Source organism: Streptomyces sp. NPDC014006 (assembly GCF_043088925.1).
Taxonomy (GTDB): domain Bacteria; phylum Actinomycetota; class Actinomycetes; order Streptomycetales; family Streptomycetaceae; genus Streptomyces.
In genome coordinates this window covers 307,327-324,056 of the sequence record NZ_JBICAJ010000011.1, presented here as the reverse complement: position 1 = coordinate 324,056, position 16,730 = coordinate 307,327, and the positions used below count along the sequence as shown (strand labels likewise).

Annotated in this window: 17 protein-coding genes and 2 pseudogenes; 9 read left to right on the top strand and 10 right to left on the bottom strand. The window is 71.0% G+C overall.

Going from position 1 to position 16,730, the window contains the following annotated elements; translation table 11 throughout:
* Positions 1 to 352, top strand: a 352-nt coding sequence (locus ACF1GV_RS32695) for an integrase core domain-containing protein (protein ID WP_391688000.1), incomplete at its 5' end; no start/stop codon positions are given.
* On the opposite strand, the gene ACF1GV_RS32690 is transcribed toward ACF1GV_RS32695, so the two are convergent.
* On the bottom strand, positions 349 to 1,158 hold the full coding sequence (locus ACF1GV_RS32690; protein ID WP_391687997.1) for a hypothetical protein: 810 nt from the start codon (positions 1,156 to 1,158) through the stop codon (positions 349 to 351). The two genes, ACF1GV_RS32695 and ACF1GV_RS32690, sit on opposite strands and share 4 nt — an antisense overlap.
* Positions 1,159 to 1,548: 390 nt before the next feature.
* Here ACF1GV_RS32690 and recA point away from each other — a divergent pair, with 390 nt between their 5' ends.
* Positions 1,549 to 2,679: a recombinase RecA gene (gene recA, locus ACF1GV_RS32685; protein ID WP_391687995.1), complete on the top strand. Its 1,131-nt coding sequence runs from the start codon at positions 1,549 to 1,551 to the stop codon at positions 2,677 to 2,679.
* Positions 2,680 to 2,682: 3 nt separating this feature from the next.
* On the top strand, positions 2,683 to 3,495 hold the full coding sequence (recX, locus tag ACF1GV_RS32680; RefSeq protein ID WP_391687992.1) for a recombination regulator RecX: 813 nt from the start codon (positions 2,683 to 2,685) through the stop codon (positions 3,493 to 3,495).
* Positions 3,496 to 3,637: 142 nt separating this feature from the next.
* Here the strand turns inward: recX and ACF1GV_RS32675 are convergent, their stop codons facing one another.
* From ACF1GV_RS32675 to ACF1GV_RS32640, 8 genes are all read right to left on the bottom strand, one after another.
* Positions 3,638 to 4,042 (bottom strand): rhodanese-like domain-containing protein, encoded by a 405-nt coding sequence (locus ACF1GV_RS32675; RefSeq protein WP_391688044.1) that lies wholly within the window; start codon positions 4,040 to 4,042, stop codon positions 3,638 to 3,640.
* A complete protein-coding gene (locus tag ACF1GV_RS32670) occupies positions 4,033 to 4,581 on the bottom strand; it encodes a cysteine dioxygenase (RefSeq protein ID WP_391687989.1) in 549 nt (182 codons plus the stop codon). Before ACF1GV_RS32670 ends, ACF1GV_RS32675 begins: the two co-directional genes overlap by 10 nt.
* Positions 4,582 to 4,671: 90 nt before the next feature.
* Positions 4,672 to 4,743: a putative leader peptide gene (locus ACF1GV_RS32665; RefSeq protein WP_310851512.1), complete on the bottom strand. Its 72-nt coding sequence runs from the start codon at positions 4,741 to 4,743 to the stop codon at positions 4,672 to 4,674.
* 131 nt (positions 4,744 to 4,874) lie between these two features.
* Positions 4,875 to 6,479, bottom strand: coding sequence for an FAD-dependent monooxygenase (locus ACF1GV_RS32660; protein ID WP_391688041.1), 1,605 nt, complete (start codon positions 6,477 to 6,479; stop codon positions 4,875 to 4,877).
* 175 nt (positions 6,480 to 6,654) lie between these two features.
* Entirely contained in the window at positions 6,655 to 7,599 is a 945-nt protein-coding gene (locus tag ACF1GV_RS32655) for an amino acid ABC transporter permease (RefSeq protein ID WP_363266284.1), read from the bottom strand.
* Positions 7,596 to 8,264, bottom strand: a complete 669-nt coding sequence (locus ACF1GV_RS32650; RefSeq protein ID WP_391687986.1) for an amino acid ABC transporter permease — start codon at positions 8,262 to 8,264, stop codon at positions 7,596 to 7,598. The genes ACF1GV_RS32655 and ACF1GV_RS32650 overlap by 4 nt, the downstream gene beginning before the upstream one ends.
* 117 nt (positions 8,265 to 8,381) lie before the next feature.
* A complete protein-coding gene (locus tag ACF1GV_RS32645; RefSeq protein ID WP_391687983.1) occupies positions 8,382 to 9,227 on the bottom strand; it encodes a glutamate ABC transporter substrate-binding protein in 846 nt (281 codons plus the stop codon).
* Positions 9,228 to 9,292: 65 nt separating this feature from the next.
* Complete coding sequence (locus tag ACF1GV_RS32640) at positions 9,293 to 10,069, bottom strand: amino acid ABC transporter ATP-binding protein (protein WP_391687980.1); 777 nt, start codon at positions 10,067 to 10,069, stop codon at positions 9,293 to 9,295.
* Between the two features lie 296 nt (positions 10,070 to 10,365).
* Here ACF1GV_RS32640 and ACF1GV_RS32635 point away from each other — a divergent pair, with 296 nt between their 5' ends.
* Entirely contained in the window at positions 10,366 to 11,055 is a 690-nt protein-coding gene (locus tag ACF1GV_RS32635; protein ID WP_363266280.1) for a response regulator transcription factor, read from the top strand.
* A 10-nt stretch (positions 11,056 to 11,065) separates the two neighbouring features.
* Complete coding sequence (locus ACF1GV_RS32630; protein ID WP_391687976.1) at positions 11,066 to 12,496, top strand: ATP-binding protein; 1,431 nt, start codon at positions 11,066 to 11,068, stop codon at positions 12,494 to 12,496.
* 135 nt (positions 12,497 to 12,631) lie between these two features.
* On the opposite strand, the gene ACF1GV_RS32625 is transcribed toward ACF1GV_RS32630, so the two are convergent.
* Complete coding sequence (locus ACF1GV_RS32625) at positions 12,632 to 13,630, bottom strand: TAXI family TRAP transporter solute-binding subunit (RefSeq protein WP_391687973.1); 999 nt, start codon at positions 13,628 to 13,630, stop codon at positions 12,632 to 12,634.
* 88 nt (positions 13,631 to 13,718) lie between these two features.
* Between ACF1GV_RS32625 and ACF1GV_RS32620 the strand changes: the two genes are divergently transcribed.
* The 4 genes and pseudogenes from ACF1GV_RS32620 (at position 13,719) to miaB (ending at position 16,679) form a co-directional block, all read left to right on the top strand.
* Positions 13,719 to 14,132, top strand: a complete 414-nt coding sequence (locus tag ACF1GV_RS32620) for a MazG nucleotide pyrophosphohydrolase domain-containing protein (RefSeq protein WP_391687970.1) — start codon at positions 13,719 to 13,721, stop codon at positions 14,130 to 14,132.
* Between the two features lie 26 nt (positions 14,133 to 14,158).
* Positions 14,159 to 14,704 (top strand): annotated as a pseudogene (locus ACF1GV_RS32615) (sensor histidine kinase); the annotation flags it as partial.
* 95 nt (positions 14,705 to 14,799) lie between these two features.
* A pseudogene (locus ACF1GV_RS32610) lies at positions 14,800 to 14,988 on the top strand (response regulator transcription factor); the annotation flags it as partial.
* Positions 14,989 to 15,161: 173 nt separating this feature from the next.
* Positions 15,162 to 16,679 (top strand): tRNA (N6-isopentenyl adenosine(37)-C2)-methylthiotransferase MiaB, encoded by a 1,518-nt coding sequence (gene miaB, locus ACF1GV_RS32605; protein ID WP_391687967.1) that lies wholly within the window; start codon positions 15,162 to 15,164, stop codon positions 16,677 to 16,679.
* Positions 16,680 to 16,730: the final 51 nt, after the last annotated feature.

Genomic DNA, 16,730 nt, shown 5'->3' with positions numbered 1-16,730 from the left:
CCGGGCCGCCGCCTTCTTCGCCACCTGCGGCGTCGACCGGATCGAACGCGTCCTGACGGACAACGCCTGGCCCTACCGCAAGAGCTTCGCCTGGCGGCAGGCGCTTGCCGACCTCGGCGCGGTCGGCAAGCTCACCCGCATCTACCGGCCGCAGACCAATGGCAAGGTCGAACGCTTCAACCGCACCCTGCTCGATGAGTGGGCCTACCAGCGGCCCTACGCCAGCAACGACGAACGCACCGCCGCCCTGGCAGACTTCCTGCACACCTACAACCACCATCGCTGCCACACCGCACTCAGCGGTCACCCACCGATCAGCCGCGTCAACAACGCTTCAGGTCAATACAGCTAGTACGTGACGAGCGCCCATACCGCCGTCCCGGCCACCGCCGCGGCATAGGCGCCGACCGCCATCGCCACGATCCGTCTGCGGACCGCCGCGTCCCACGGCGTGCGCGCCAGCAGCCAGGCCAGCGCCGGCAGTAGCAGGACCGCGTGCAGGCTCACCCCGTGCAGCGGCTTGAGCGGAGCCGTCGAGTGATAGGCCGCTTCCTGATGTCCGGTCCGGGTGAGCACGACGCCGCGCGCGATCATCGCCGCGCCCGAGGCGAGGCCCACCAGCAGGATCACGAAACCGGAGCGCAGGGCGAGCGGCATGCCCGCCGGGCCGGACGGGCGCCGCCGGAAGGACGCGACCGCGAAGACGGTCAGCACCACGACCAGCACGCCGCCGCCCACCGCGAGCGTCATCGAGACCGCCGTGTCGAACGGCGTCTCCATGTCCAGGTGGGAGGGGACCCGCCGCCACGCCTGCAGTGTGATGCCGCCGACCTCCACCACGCAGTCCAGGGCGAACACCGTGAGCAGCGCGGACCGCAGCCGCGCGCTCACGCTGACGTACGAGGTGAACCAGGCGACGGCGAGCAGGGTCGCGCCGAACGACAGCCCGAAGGTCACCGGCTTCCGCCAGGAGACCGGCCCGTACCAGGCGCCGCCGTCGACAGCGAAGACCAGCAGATGCGCCAGCCCCGAGACGATCAGGGCGGCCGCTGTGACCAGACAGAGCCGGTCGACGGCAGGTGTCGGAGCAGCGGCGCGAGTCGTGGCCGGGGGTGTGCCGCGGTGGATGTCGTGTGCCTGTGCCGACCTGTCGTCCATGCGACCGAGCTTCGCGGCCGCTGGGCGGGCCGTCGTCGTACCGCCGGAGGCATCGCGCGTACGCCGCGGGGAGCAGCGGTCCGCGGCCGGAGCTCGGCCCGGCTCCCTGAAGCTCGCGGCGATCCGGGTTCGGCCGCTCGTGGTGGTCCGGGGTGGTGCGGGAGCGCGGGCGTACGCTCGGAGGTGCCGCGTGGCGCGCTTGACACCAAAATCGAACATCCATTCATATGGAGGCTCCGGCGAGGCTCAGCGGAGGGGATTTCGCCCCACTTCGTGCGGGTGTGTCCCAGGGTTATCCACAGGCCGAACCGGCGTCGGGGCGCGTTGTCAGTGGCAGGCGTTAGCGTCTTTGACGTGAAGCGATCGACTCAAGCAAACCGGGTGGAACCCATGGCAGGTACCGACCGCGAGAAGGCGCTCGACGCCGCGCTCGCACAGATTGAACGGCAATTCGGCAAGGGCGCCGTGATGCGCCTGGGCGAGCGGCCGAACGAGCCCATCGAGGTCATCCCCACCGGGTCGACCGCACTCGACGTCGCCCTCGGTGTCGGCGGCCTGCCGCGCGGCCGTGTGGTGGAGGTCTATGGCCCGGAGTCCTCCGGTAAGACGACCCTGACCCTGCACGCGGTGGCCAACGCGCAGAAGGCCGGCGGCCAGGTCGCCTTCGTAGACGCGGAGCACGCCCTCGACCCTGAGTACGCGAAGAAGCTCGGCGTCGACATCGACAACCTGATCCTCTCCCAGCCGGACAACGGCGAGCAGGCGCTGGAGATCGTGGACATGCTGGTCCGCTCCGGTGCGCTCGACCTCATCGTCATCGACTCCGTCGCCGCGCTCGTACCGCGTGCGGAGATCGAGGGCGAGATGGGCGACAGCCACGTCGGTCTGCAGGCCCGTCTGATGAGCCAGGCGCTGCGGAAGATCACCAGCGCGCTCAACCAGTCCAAGACCACGGCGATCTTCATCAACCAGCTCCGCGAGAAGATCGGCGTGATGTTCGGTTCGCCGGAGACCACGACCGGTGGCCGCGCGCTGAAGTTCTACGCCTCGGTGCGTATCGACATCCGCCGCATCGAGACCCTGAAGGACGGCACGGAAGCGGTCGGTAACCGCACCCGCTGCAAGGTCGTCAAGAACAAGGTGGCCCCGCCCTTCAAGCAGGCCGAGTTCGACATCCTCTACGGCCAGGGCATCAGCCGCGAGGGCGGCCTGATCGACATGGGCGTGGAGCACGGCTTCGTGCGCAAGGCCGGCGCCTGGTACACGTACGAGGGCGACCAGCTCGGCCAGGGCAAGGAGAACGCGCGCAATTTCCTGAAGGACAACCCCGACCTGGCCAACGAGATCGAGAGGAAGATCAAGGAGAAGCTGGGCGTGGGTGTCCGCCCGGAGGAGCCCGCCGCGCAGCCGGGCGCGGACGCGACGGTCGCCCCCGCGGCGGCCGGCGACGCGGCCAAGGCGGTTCCCGCCCCGGCAGCTGCCAAGGTCACCAAGCCCAAGGCTGCCGCAGCCAAGAGCTGACCCGTGACACGACGAACCGACTGGGTCGAGTACGCCCACCTCGACGCCCTCGATGAGCAGGCAGAGAGGCAGAGCGTGGGCCGGGCCCGGACCACGGACGGCACCGGGGGCGACGACTACCCCGGGTACGGCGACGCCGCCGGGTACGACAGCGGGGAGCCGCGTCGCGCCGGCGGTGCACGGGACGGCGCGCGTACCGGGGGGACGCGCGGCGGCCGCGGGCGTCGGCGGCGCGGCTTCGGCGAGCAGCCGGAGCCGTCCGCCGAGGACGGGGGCGCCTCTTCCTTGTCGAGGGCCGAGCAGGGGGAGCCTCCGGGGGACCCGGTCGAGCGGGCACGGGCGATCTGCCTGCGCCTGCTCACCGGGACCCCGCGCACCCGCAAGCAACTCGCGGACGCCCTGCGCAAGCGCGACATCCCGGACGAGGCCGCCGAGGAGGTGCTGTCGCGGTTCGAAGAGGTCGGACTGATCAACGACAGCGCCTTCGCGGACGCCTGGGTGGAGTCCCGGCACCACGGCCGGGGCCTGGCCCGGCGCGCTCTCGCCCGGGAACTGCGCACCAAAGGCGTCGACTCGGCCTTGATCGACGAGGCCGTGGCGCAGCTGGACAGCGAGCAGGAGGAAGCGACCGCGCGGGACCTCGTCGCCCGCAAGCTGCGGGCCACCCGCGGCCTCGACCGCGACAAGCGCCTGCGCCGCCTCGCCGGCATGCTCGCCCGCAAGGGCTACCCGGAGGGCATGGCCCTGCGCGTGGTCCGGCAGGCGCTCGAGGAGGAGGGCGAGGAGACGGACTTCCTCGACGACGGAGGACTCTGACGTCGTCCCGGTACTGGACTTATGGACTCCGACGTCCCCACGGCCCGGTCCCTGACCACAGGGTCACGGTGCCGGACTCCGTACGGGTCCGGCACCGCCGTAACACTCCCACCGCCCTATTGTTCTCACCGCCGTACCGCTCTCACCGTTCCGGTGGCGTCACCGGCAGTCCCGCCGCCCGCCAGGCCTGGAAGCCGCCGACCAGATCCGTGGCCCGGTGCAGGCCGAGCTGGTGCAGGGAGGCGGCCGCCAGGCTGGAGGCGTAGCCCTCGTTGCAGATCACCACGATCCGCAGATCGTGACGAGTGGCCTCGGGGAGGCGGTGGCTGCCCTGGGGGTCGAGGCGCCACTCCAGTTCGTTGCGCTCGACGACGACCGCGCCCGGGATCAGACCGTCCCGCTCGCGCAGGGCCGCGTACCGGATGTCGACCAGCAGTGCCTCACCGGCGCCGGCCGCCTCGTACGCCTCCCGCGCCTCCACACGCGCGTACCCGGCGCGCACCCGCTCCAGCAGCGCGTCGATGCCCACAGCCTCGCTCACTGCCAGTCCTCCGGCCGCTCGACCTGCTCCAGGCGCAGCGCCTGACCGGTCCGGCTGTAGCGGCGGATCAGCGGCAGCGGAGGGTAGTAGGCGTGCACGGAGACGGCGTGCTCGGATGTGGACTGGTTGAGCACCTCGTGGACGTGGTGGTGGCCGAAGGAGCGGCCGAGGCCGGCGGACAGCTGCCGGGTCCGGTCCACCCCGTCGGTCAGCTCCAGCGTCTTCCAGCCGTCGGTGGGCAGCCGCGCCGCCAGCGCGTTCTCCCGCAGCTCACCACGAGCGGTGGCGAAGGCACCAATCGATTCGGCGTGGTCGTGCCAGCCGGTGCCGGTGCCGGGCGGCCAGCCGATCAGCCAGGCCTCGCTGCCACCGGGCCCCTCGAGGCGCACCCAGGTGCGGCCCTCCGGGTCGAGCGGGAGCGAGTCGATCAGCGCGGTGTCGGCGGCCGCACGCCGGACGAATTCCAGAAGATCCGCCTGAGTGGGCACGGAAGCGGCGGCGGAGACGTTGTTCAGGGCAGAGGGGAGCGAGGGGAAGACAGACACGGGCACCGTCCTGTTGAGCGTTCGCGTCGGCAGCGCGCGACGGCACGACGGGCACGGCGCGCGCGGCAGAGAAAAGAGGGGGATGCGAATTCAGCAGGACGGACGACACACGCAGCCCGCGTACCGGAGCAGGTCCATATGGACCCTCCGCCACAGGCGCACATCGGTGTCGGTCACGCTCCGGAGTACACCACGACGGTCCGGGACGGTCAACTCACCGTCACTATGCGGGCGCACAGTGACGGCGAGCGGGATCCGTCCGTGAGGCGTGCGGGTTGTGACGGCGAGCGGGGTCACTTCGCGGCGGAGCCCGCCGTCGCCTCGGCCCGCGCCGGTCCACCCAAGGCGGCCTCGGCGGCGGCGTACAGGTCGGCCGGGCGTACTCCGCTGAGCGCGGTGACCAGGTGGCCGTCGGGCCGCACCAGCAGCACCGTGTGGGCGGCGGCACCCGGGTACTCCTCGGCGACCAGCAGTTCCGCCGGATGCGGCAGAGCGGTCACCGCGGCGGCCAGCCGCGGCATGATCCCGGCCGTGACCCAGTGCTTGCGCTCCCACACGCCGGTGCCGGGCGCGATCAGGACGACGAGCAGGGCCCCGCGGCCGAGCCGGTCGCGCAGCGGCACGAAGGAGCCGTCCTCCGCCGTGACCAGCACGTCGGCGACCTGAGCGCCGGGCGCGGTGGCGACGGGGACCTCCGCCCCCAGGTGCCGGGGTGCGAGCGGGGAGCCGGAGTAGTCGGCCGTCTCGCCGAGCGGGCCGCGGCCCAGGTGGCCGTCGGTGAGCAGGGCGTCGTTTCCGCGGGTCGCGCCGGGGACGTACGACCGCAGTCCGCCGCCGCCCCGCAGCAGCGGCAGGACCTGGTCGGCGGCGCGCAGCCGGGCGGCGACGGCGCCGCGGCGCTCCGTCTGGTAGCTGTCGAGGAGTGCCTCGCGTGGTCCGTGGTGCCAGGCCAGCGCCAGCTTCCAGGCGAGGTTGTCGGCGTCGCGCAGTCCCTCGTCCAGGCCCTGGGTGCCGAGGGCCCCCAGCAGGTGGGCGGCGTCCCCGGCGAGGAAGACCCGGCCCGAGCGCCAGCGGCGGGCGAGGCGGTGGTGGACGGTGTGCACACCGGTGTCCAGCAGGTCGTACGGCGGTGTGGCGCCGGCGTGCCAGCCGGCCAGGGTCTCTCGGATGCGGGCGACCAGCATCTCCGGCGTGACCAGGTCCTTGCCGGGCGGCAGCAGCCAGTCCAGCCGCCACACACCGTCCGGCAGCGGCCGGGCGGTGACCTCGCCGGCGGTCGGGCCGGAGGTGCGCCACGGCGGCAGACGGTGCAGTACGGCCTCGCCGTCCCAGGGGAGTTCGGTGCGCAGCGCGGCCACGGCGTACCGTTCCACCGCCGTACGGCCCGGGAAACGGATGTCCGCCAGCTTGCGCACGGTGGAGCGGGGGCCGTCGCAGCCGACGAGGAAACTGCCGCGCCACCAGGTGCCGTTCGGGCCGCGGGTGTGCGCGGTGACGCCGGAGGGCTCCTGTTCGACGGCGTCCAGGCGGCTGTCCGTGGCGATCTCGACGAGGCGCTGACCGGCGAGGGCATCGCGCAGGGCGCCGGTCAGGACGTGCTGGGCGATGTGCACGGGAGCGGGCTCGGTGTCGTCGTCGAAGGCGATCTCGCGCATCACCTGCCTGCGCCGCATCGACCGCCATCCGGCCCAACGCAGACCGGCCTCGTCCAGCGGCACCCCGGTGAGCCGCTGAAGCAGGGCGGCGGTGTCCTCGCGCAGGACGACCGTGCGGGCGAGCCGGGCTTCGTCCTTGCCGGGGCCCTCGTCCAGCACGACCGACGGCACATCCTGACGCGCCAGCGCCAGGGCGAGCGTGAGCCCCACGGGCCCCGCTCCGGCGATGATCACCGGGTCCACGGCGCGGCGCCCCCTGCTCGCAGCGGTGTCCTCGGGGACGTATGTGAACAACAGGTCGGAGCAGGGTGCACGATCACAGAACGTATGCAACCCATTGCCGAAGCTTGCGTCAAGTGACGGAGGCAGTGGCGATCACGCCACTGCCTCCGTCTGGGTCAAGCTGCTTGATCGGCCGTCATGGCTTCTTGCCGCCGGTGTGAGTGAAGCCGGCCGGGCCACCGCCCTCACCGCCGGTGCCGAAGGTGCCGCCCACCGCCGCCGGGTTCAGCTCCTCCATGTCCTCCGCGCTGAGGACCGCACCCGTGCTGCGCTTGCTGCGCCGCAGGTAGCCCTCCAGCCAGCTCGCGAAGGACGTCAGGATGAAGTTCAGCACGATGTAGATGGCCGCCACGACGATGAAGCTGGGAATGACGTTGGCGAAGTTGGCCGCGAGGGTGCTGCGGGAGTTCAGCAGCTCGTTGTAGCCGATCATCACACCGCCCAGCGCGGTGTCCTTCACGATGACCACCAACTGGCTGACGATCGCCGGCAGCATGGCCGTGACAGCCTGCGGCAGCAGGATGCTGGTCATCGTCTGGGTCTTGCGCAGACCGATGCCGTAGGCCGCCTCGCTCTGGCCCCTGGGCAGGGACAGGATGCCCGCACGGACCACCTCCGCGAGCACGGAGGCGTTGTAGAGCACCAGACCGGTGACGACGGCGTAGAAGGGCCGGTCCTCGCTGGTGACGTTCGTGTAGCGGGAGTAGAGCTCGTTCGCGAACAGCATCAGCAGCAGCACCGGGATGGACCGGAAGAACTCCACGACCACGGCGGAGGGCACACGTACCCAGCGGTGGTCGGACAGGCGTGAGATGCCGAAGAACGCGCCCAGCGGCAGGGCGATCACCATGGCGAGCGCGGCCGCCTTGAGGGTGTTGCCCAGGCCCGGGATCAGGTAGGTCGTCCACGTGTCGCCCTGGACGAACGGCTTCCACAGAGCGCTCGTGAGCTGGTTCTTGTCGTCCATCGTCTGCCAGATCCACCAGACCAGCAGGGCCAGGAGGACGAAGAAGACGACCGACAGAAGGATGTTGCGCTGTTTGGCCCTGGGCCCGGGCGTGTCGTAGAGGACGGAACTCATCGCTTCACCGCCAGTCGCTTGCCGAGCCAGCCGAGGATGAGGCCCGTGGGCAGGGTCAGGACTACGAAACCGAAGGCGAAGACGGCGCCGATGGCGAGCGTCTGGGCCTCGTTCTCGATCATCGACTTCATCAGGGAGGCGGCCTCCGCCACACCGATGGCGGCGGCAACCGTGGTGTTCTTCGTCAGGGCGATCAGCACGTTGGCCAGCGGGCCGATGACCGACCGGAAGGCCTGCGGCAGCACGATCAGCCGCAGCGTCTGGGTGAAGTTCAGCCCGATTGCGCGGGCCGCCTCGGCCTGGCCGAGGGGCACCGTGTTGATGCCGGAGCGGATCGACTCGCAGACGAAGGCCGCGGTGTAGGCGACCAGACCGAGGATCGCGAGCCGGAAGCCCTGGAGCTTGAAGTCGTCGGAGGCGCCCAGGGTGACCCCGAAGATGTCGGCGAGGCCGAGCGACGAGAAGACGATGATCACCGTCAGCGGGATGTTCCGGACGATGTTCACGTAGGCGGTGCCGAACCCGCGCATCAGCGGAACCGGACTGACCCGCATCGCGGCCAGCAGGGTGCCCCAGATCAGGGAGCCCACGGCGGAGAAGACGGTGAGTTTCACCGTCATCCAGAACGCCCCTAGGACGTCGTAGCCTTCAAGAAAGTCGAACACGATCTCCCGCGCTTCCGGGTGGATGACGTACGTGGAGGGCGGGGCGCGCCGCCGCCGGCAGGGCGACGGGCGGCGGCGCACACCAGGGGGACCCCGAGCTGACTGCGGTGGGCCGCGTTACTTGACGATCTGGCCGATCTTCGGAGCCGGCTCGTTCTTGTAGTCGGCCGGGCCGAAGTTCTTCTTCACGGCCGCCTCCCAGGCGCCGCTGCTCTCCATCTTCTCGATCGCCTTGTTGATCTTGTCGACCAGCTGGGTGTCGCCCTTCTTCACACCGACGCCGTAGTTCTCGTTGCTCAGCTTCAGACCGGCGAGCTTGAACTGGCCCTTGTACTTGTCCTGCGCGGCGAAGCCCGCGAGGATCGAGTCGTCGGTGGTCACCGCGTCCACGGCGCCGCTCTGCAGGCCGGCGATGCACTCGGAGTAGCCGCCGTACTCCTTGAGCTGGGCCTTCGGAGCGATCTTCTGCTGGACGTTCTGCGCCGAGGTGGAGCCGGTCACGGAGCACAGCTTCTTGCCGTTGAGGTCCGTGCCCTTGTTGATGTGCGAGTCCTTCTTGATCAGCAGGTCCTGGTGGGCCAGCAGATAGGGACCGGCGAAGTCGACCTTCTCCTGCCGCTTCGGGGTGATGGAGTACGTGGCCACGATGAACTTCACGTCACCGCGCGAGAGGGCGTTCTCGCGGTCGGCGCTCTTGGTCTCGACGAACTGGATCTGGTCCGGCTTGTAGCCGAGCTGTCCCGCGATGTACGTGGCGACGTCCACGTCGAAGCCGGCGAAGTCGCCGCTCGGCTCCTTCAGGCCGAGACCCGGCTGGTCGTACTTGATACCGATCTTGATCTTGTTGCCCCCACCACTCGACGAGGACGACGAGTTGTCCTTGCTGCCACCGCCACACGCCGTGGCGGACAGGGCGATGCTGAGAACGACGGCCGAGGCGGCGGTCACCTTGCGGAGCTTCATGGTGGACATCCTTTGCGTGAGGAACGATGCGGGGCGCTGGGCGGCGCGTCGGGCGCGTGGCCGGATCAGTGGTGCAGGATCTTCGACAGGAAGTCCTTGGCCCGGTCGCTGCGCGGGTTGCTGAAGAACTGGTCGGGCGCAGCCTGTTCGACGATCCGGCCGTCCGCCATGAACACCACGCGGTTTGCAGCCGAACGTGCGAACCCCATTTCGTGGGTGACGACGACCATCGTCATGCCCTCGCGGGCGAGCTGCTGCATGACCTCCAGCACCTCGTTGATCATCTCCGGGTCGAGCGCCGAGGTCGGCTCGTCGAAGAGCATCACCTTCGGGTCCATGGCCAGCGCCCGCGCGATCGCGACGCGCTGCTGCTGGCCGCCGGAGAGCTGCGCGGGGTACTTGTCGGCCTGGGTGGCCACGCCGACCCGGTCCAGCAGGGCGCGCGCCTTCTCCTCGGCCTGCTTCTTGTCGGCCTTGCGGACCTTGATCTGGCCCAGCATCACGTTCTCGAGCACGGTCTTGTGCGCGAAGAGGTTGAAGGACTGGAAGACCATGCCGACATCGGCCCGCAGCCGGGCCAGGGCCTTGCCCTCGGCGGGCAGCGGCTTGCCGTCGATGCTGATCGAGCCGGAGTCGATGGTCTCCAGGCGGTTGATGGTGCGGCACAGGGTGGACTTACCGGACCCAGAGGGTCCGATGACCACGACCACCTCGCCACGCGCGATCGTCAGATCGATGTCCTGGAGCACGTGCAACGCGCCGAAGTGCTTGTTGACGCTCTTCAGGACGACGAGTTCGTCGGTGGGGGCCACGTCTTGCTTGGCCACCGATACTTCGGTCATGGCTCTCAGGCTCCGTCCTCCTCGGTTTCGGAGGAATGTAGTAACCAGCCTCGACCAGCGTCATTACATCTGAGGGGAATCTGAGCATCACGATCCGATAGCAATCGGACACATGTCGTAGCACCGGGGACCGGCGGGCGACCTGGACACGTATCGGCCGGATAACTAAAGCCCGGACCAACCGGAACCCTCTTGACGCCGTCCTCGTCCATCAGCGTGACTGCCATGGTGCACGCGCGCGTGCACGCGTTGTTACTCAGACAAACCGTACGCCTGATGAATCGGAGGAGGCCGGGATGAGACTGCTGCTCGTCGAGGACGACAACCATGTCGCCGCCGCACTGTCCGCGGTCCTGGCCCGGCACGGTTTCGACGTCACGCACGCGCGCAACGGCGAGGAGGCGCTGCAGGCGCTCGTCCCGGAGGGTCCCGGCTTCGGTGTCGTCCTGCTCGACCTCGGTCTGCCCGACCAGGACGGCTACGAGGTGTGCAGCAAGATCCGCAAGCGCACCGCCACGCCGGTGATCATGGTCACCGCCCGCTCCGACGTGCGCTCCCGCATCCACGGCCTCAACCTCGGCGCCGACGACTACGTGGTCAAGCCGTACGACACCGGGGAACTCCTCGCCCGTATCCACGCCGTCAGCCGGCGCCGCCCCGCCGCCGAGGAGACCACCGACAGCACCGGGACCGCCGTCCACCTCGGTCCGGTCCGCATCGAGCTGCCCACCCGTCAGGTCACCGTCGACGGCAGCGTCGTCCAGCTGACCCGCAAGGAGTTCGACCTGCTCGCGCTGCTCGCGCAGCGGCCCGGCGTGGTCTTCCGCCGCGAGCAGATCATCAGCGAGGTGTGGCGCACCAGCTGGGAGGGAACGGGCCGGACCCTGGAGGTGCACGTCGCCTCACTGCGCGCCAAGCTGCGTATGCCGGCCCTCATCGAGACCGTACGCGGCGTCGGCTACCGCCTCGTCGCCCCGGCCGCCTAGCGGGGACGGGTTGCGCACACGCCTGCTGCCGCTGCTCATCGTCCTCATGGCGGCCGTCCTGCTCGCCCTCGGCATCCCGCTGGCCGTCAGCGTGGCGGCCGGCCAGCAGCAGAAAGTGGTCGTCGACCGGATCGACGACACCGCACGCTTCGCGGCCCTCGCGCAGTACGTCGACACCGCCGCCACCATCGACCGCAACCCCGGCGACGAACGGCTGGAGACCCTCAGCCACGAACTCGCCAGCTACTACGAGGTGTACGGCATCCGCGCCGGCGTCTTCTACCGCACCGACACGCCCATGGCGCACGCCCCCGCCGGGTTCTTCCTCCCCCGTACGGGCGAGGTCCGGGCCGCCTTCGAGGAAGCGCTCCTCAGCCGGCGCAGCCACGACCCGCAGCAGGTCTGGCCCTGGCAGCGCGGCCGGCTCGTCGTCGCCTCACCGGTGATCCGCGACGGGGACGTCGTCGCCGTGGTGGTCACCGACTCGCCCACCGGCGAGATGCGCTCGCGGATCCTGCGCGGCTGGCTGGTCATCGGCGCCGGCCTCGTCGCCGCGATGCTGCTCGCCGTCGGCGCCGCGCTCCGGCTGACCGGCTGGGTCCTCAAGCCCGTCCGTGTGCTGGACGCCACCACCCACGACATCGCCACCGGACGCCTGAAGTCCCGGGTGGCGGCGGCCGGCGGGCCGCCGGAACTCCAGCGGCTGGCCAAGTCGTTCAACGAGATGGCGGACCACGTCGAGGATGTGCTGGAGCAGCAGCGCGCCTTCGTCGCGGACGCCTCGCACCAGCTGCGCAACCCCCTCGCGGCGCTGCTGCTGCGCATCGAACTGCTGAAATTCGAACTGCCGGAGGGCAATACGGAGATCGCCTCGGTCCAGGCCGAGGGCAAGCGGCTGGCGCAGGTCCTGGACGACCTGCTCGACCTGGCGCTCGCCGAGCACGCCGAGGCGGACATGAAGACCACCGACATCGGTGCGCTCGCTGCCGAGCGCGTGGCGGCCTGGGCGCCCACCGCCGAGGCCAAGGGCGTACGCCTGGTCGGCGACTGCCCGCCCACGACCGGCTGGGCCGACCCGGTGACGCTGTCGTCGGCGCTGGACGCGGTGATCGACAACGCGGTGAAGTTCACGCCCGCCGGGGAGCGCGTCGAGGTGGCGGTCGCGGCGGGCGGCGACACCGTGACCGTCGTCGTCACCGACAACGGCCCCGGCCTCACCGACGAGGAACTGACCCGCGTCGGCGACCGCTTCTGGCGCAGCGGCCGGCACCAGAACGTCAAGGGCTCCGGCCTCGGCCTGTCCATCACCCGCGCGCTGCTCGCGGCGGGCGGCGGCTCGATCTCCTACGGCCACCACGAGCCGCACGGCCTGGCTGTGACGGTGACGGTGCCCCGGCACGCCCCGCAGCCGGCGTCCACACAGGACGCGGCGCCCGCCTGAAGGGACGGTGGGTGCGGCCGGTGGCGACCGGCTGCACGGAGCGGCGGTGGCTCTGCTGCTGCACCACGGAGCGGCGGGTGCGGGCGGTGGCTCTACGGCTTCATCGAGCGGCCAGTGCGGTGACGGTCGGCGGCTCTACGGCTTCACCGAGCGGTAGTACCGCCGTGCGCCCTCGTGGAGTTGCAGCGGGTCCGTGTAGATCGCCGTGCGCAGGTCCACGAGCTGCGCGGAGTGCACATGCGCGCCGATGCCGTCGCGGCTCTTGATGACCGTGCGGGTCACCCACTCGGTCAGCCGTGGATCGATGTCCGCGCGCGTGATCAGCAGGTTGGAGACCGCCATGGTGGGGACGGCCGCGCCGTTCTGCACGGTGGGGTAGGCCGACTCCGGCATGTTGGTGGCGCGGTAGTAGCGCGAGGCGTCCCCCTCGCGGTGCAGCCGCGCGACGAGATCCGGCCCGATCGGTACGAACCGGATCGGGAAGGAACCGGCGAGCTGCCGTACCCCGTCGGTGGGCACACCGCCCGACCAGAAGAACGCGTCGATCGCGCCGTCCCGCAGCCGCTTCGGCGCACTGCCGATGCCGTCGGCCTCGGGCGTGATGTCCTTGTCCGCGTCGATGCCCGCCACCCGCAGCACCCGGTCGGCGATCAGCCGCACACCCGACTCCGGCGGGCCTATGGCCACCCGCTTGCCGCGCAGATCGGCGACCGAGTGGATGCCCGAGTCGCGGGCGACCACGAGCTGGACGTAGTCGTCGTACAGGCGGGCGACGCCGCGCAGCCGGTCGGCGCCCTGGCCGCCGTTCACCTCGTACGTCTCCACCGCGTCGGCCGCGGCGATCGTGAAGTCGGCCTGGCCGCGCGCCACGCGCGTGACGTTCTCCTGCGAGCCGTCACTGGTCAGCAGGCGCACCTTGAGCTGCGGCATGTCCTTGGCGAGCGCGGTGCGCAGCCGCTTGCCGTAGTCCTGGTAGACCCCGCTCGGGGTGCCCGTGCTGACGGTGATCGATCCGCTCGGTGGCTCCTCGCCCAGCGGCAGCAGCCACCACAGCAGCAGGCCGAGCGTCACGACGCCGGCGGCCGCGCCCGTCAGGGCCCGGCGCCTGCCGATACGGGGGAGGAGCTTGGACATGGGCGCGATCCTGCCAGGCCCTGCGCCGTGCTGACCAGGGGCGGCGGGCGGAGCGAGGCTGTCAGTGGCGCCCGTTACAGTCGCCCGTATGAGTACCTCCCCCGCCGACCTGGTCCGTCAGTTCCACCTCGCCTTCGGTCTCGACGCCCGCAGCAGGCCCACCGAGGTGCCGCTCGCGCTCGCCGCCCACCGCGGTGAACTGCTCGCGGAAGAGGCCGCGGAGGTCGCCGAGGTGTCGGTCACCGGACCGCTCGACAAGCTCGCCCACGAGCTGGCAGACGTCGTCTACGTCGCGTACGGCACCGCGCTGGTGCACGGCATCGACCTCGACCAGGTGATCGCCGAGATCCACCGCTCCAACATGACCAAGCTCGGCCCCGTCGGCCAGGTCTCCCGCCGGGCCGACGGCAAGGTGCTCAAGGGGGAGAGCTACGAGGCACCGGACGTGGCGGGCGTGCTGCGCCGGCAGGGATGGGAGCCGGGGGGTGAGAGCGCGGCCTGAGGTAGTCAGGGGCTGACCCCGCAGTCGTCGCCGACCGGGTCCCTGCGGAGCTGCGCGAGGAGGTAGGCCAGGCCCAGGAGGCCACCCGCGCCGGGCTGGACGAGATCCGCCGCGTCGCCCGCCGCCTGCGGCCCGCCGTGCTGGAGGAACTGGGGCTGCACAGCGCGCTGCGCTCGCTCGCCGCCGAGTTCACCGGGCACGGGCTGACCGTCCACCACGACCTCGCCGCCGACCTGACGCCGCTGCCCGGGGAGACGGAACTCGTGCTGTACCGGGTCGCGCAGGAGGCCCTCACCAACACCGCCCGGCACTCCGGTGCCGACCGTGCCGAGCTGCGCCTGCGCGCCGACGCCGCGGGCGTCGAGCTGCTGGTGCGGGACAACGGCCGGGGCACGACCGGGGCGACCGAGGGTGCCGGCATCAGCGGCATGCGCGAGCGGGCCTTGCTGGTCGGCGCCGAGGTGAGCGTCGCAGCGGCGCCGGGCGGCGGGACGGACGTACGACTGCGCGTACCGCACCGTGCCGGCGCACTGCCGGGCACGACGCACCCTGACGCGGGAGGCCCCCGGTGACCGTCCGCCCCGTCCGCGTGCTGCTCGCCGACGACCACACCCTCGTACGGCGGGGCGTGCGCCTCATCCTCGAGTCGGAACCGGACCTGACGGTGACCGATCCCGAGGAGGAGATCCTCAAGCTGGTCGCGGAGGGGCACACCTCCAAGGAGATCGGTGACCTGCTGTTCATCAGCGTCAAGACGGTCGAGCGGCACCGCGCGAACATCCTGCAGAAGCTCGGCCTGCGCGACCGCCTGGAACTGACCCGCTACGCGATCCGAGCGGGCCTCGTCGACCCCTGAGCCCCGCTCGCCCACCGGCCCCGCGGCCCGTCGCCCCCGGGGCTCGCGGCTGCCCGCCCACCGGCCCGGCGGCTGCCCGCCCACCGGCCCGGCGGCCCCTTGTCCACAGGTCCCGCGTCCCGTTGTCCACAGGCCGGATCGGGGTGGTCCGGGAACGGCCTACCCTGTATGGCATGAGCAGCAGCGACCGGAGCCCCGCAGTGGACGTCAAGACCTACGAAGTACGCACCTACGGGTGCCAGATGAACGTCCACGATTCCGAGCGGCTCGCCGGCCTGCTCGAAGACGCGGGATACGTGCGCGCCCCCGAGGGCTCCGACGGTGACGCCGACGTCGTGGTCTTCAACACGTGCGCCGTCCGGGAGAACGCCGACAACCGGCTCTACGGCAACCTCGGCCGGCTCGCGCCGAGGAAGGCCCAGCGGCCGGGCATGCAGATCGCGGTCGGCGGCTGCCTCGCGCAGAAGGACCGCGACACCATCGTGAAGAAGGCCCCCTGGGTCGACGTCGTCTTCGGCACGCACAACATCGGCAAGCTGCCCGTCCTGCTGGAGCGCGCCCGAGTGCAGGAGGAGGCGCAGGTCGAGATCGCCGAGTCGCTGGAGGCGTTCCCCTCCACGCTGCCCACCCGCCGTGAGAGCGCCTACGCGGCCTGGGTGTCGATCTCCGTCGGCTGCAACAACACCTGCACCTTCTGCATCGTCCCCGCGCTGCGCGGCAAGGAGAAGGACCGCCGCCCCGGTGACATCCTCGCCGAGGTCGAGGCCCTGGTCGCCGAGGGCGTCTCCGAGATCACCCTGCTCGGCCAGAACGTCAATGCCTACGGCTCCGACATCGGCGACCGCGAGGCCTTCAGCAAGCTGCTGCGCGCCTGCGGGACGATCGAGGGCCTGGAGCGGGTCCGCTTCACCTCCCCGCACCCGCGTGACTTCACCGACGACGTCATCGCCGCCATGGCCGAGACGCCCAACGTGATGCCGCAGCTGCACATGCCGCTGCAGTCCGGTTCGGACACCGTCCTGAAGGCGATGCGCCGCTCCTACCGCCAGGAGCGCTACCTCGGGATCATCGAGAAGGTCCGCGCCGCCATCCCGGACGCCGCGATCACCACCGACATCATCGTGGGCTTCCCCGGCGAGACCGAGGAGGACTTCGAGCAGACGCTGCACGTGGTCCGCGAGGCCCGCTTCGCGCAGGCCTTCACCTTCCAGTACTCCAAGCGGCCCGGCACCCCGGCCGCGACCATGGAGGACCAGATCCCCAAGGAGGTCGTCCAGGCGCGCTACGAGCGGCTGGTCGCCCTCCAGGAGGAGATCTCCTGGGCGGAGAACAAGAAGCAGGTCGGCCGCACGCTGGAGCTGATGGTCGCCGAGGGCGAGGGCCGCAAGGACGACGCCACCCGCCGCCTGTCCGGCCGCGCCCCCGACAACCGCCTGGTCCATTTCAGCAAGCCGGAGCAGGAGGTGCGCCCCGGAGACGTCGTCACCGTCGAGGTGACGTACGCCGCGCCGCATCACCTCCTCGCCGAGGGCCCGGTGCTGGACGTGCGCCGCACCCGCGCGGGCGACGCCTGGCAGAAGCGCCAGGAGGCCGAGCAGGCCAAGCCGGTCGGCGTGATGCTGGGGTTGCCGAAGATCGGCGCGCCCGCGCCCCTGCCGGTCGCCACGGGCAGCGGTTGCGGCTGCGACTGACCTGCGGCCGCGACGGAACCGGCCCGATCCGGCTCGGTGGCCTGCCGCGCG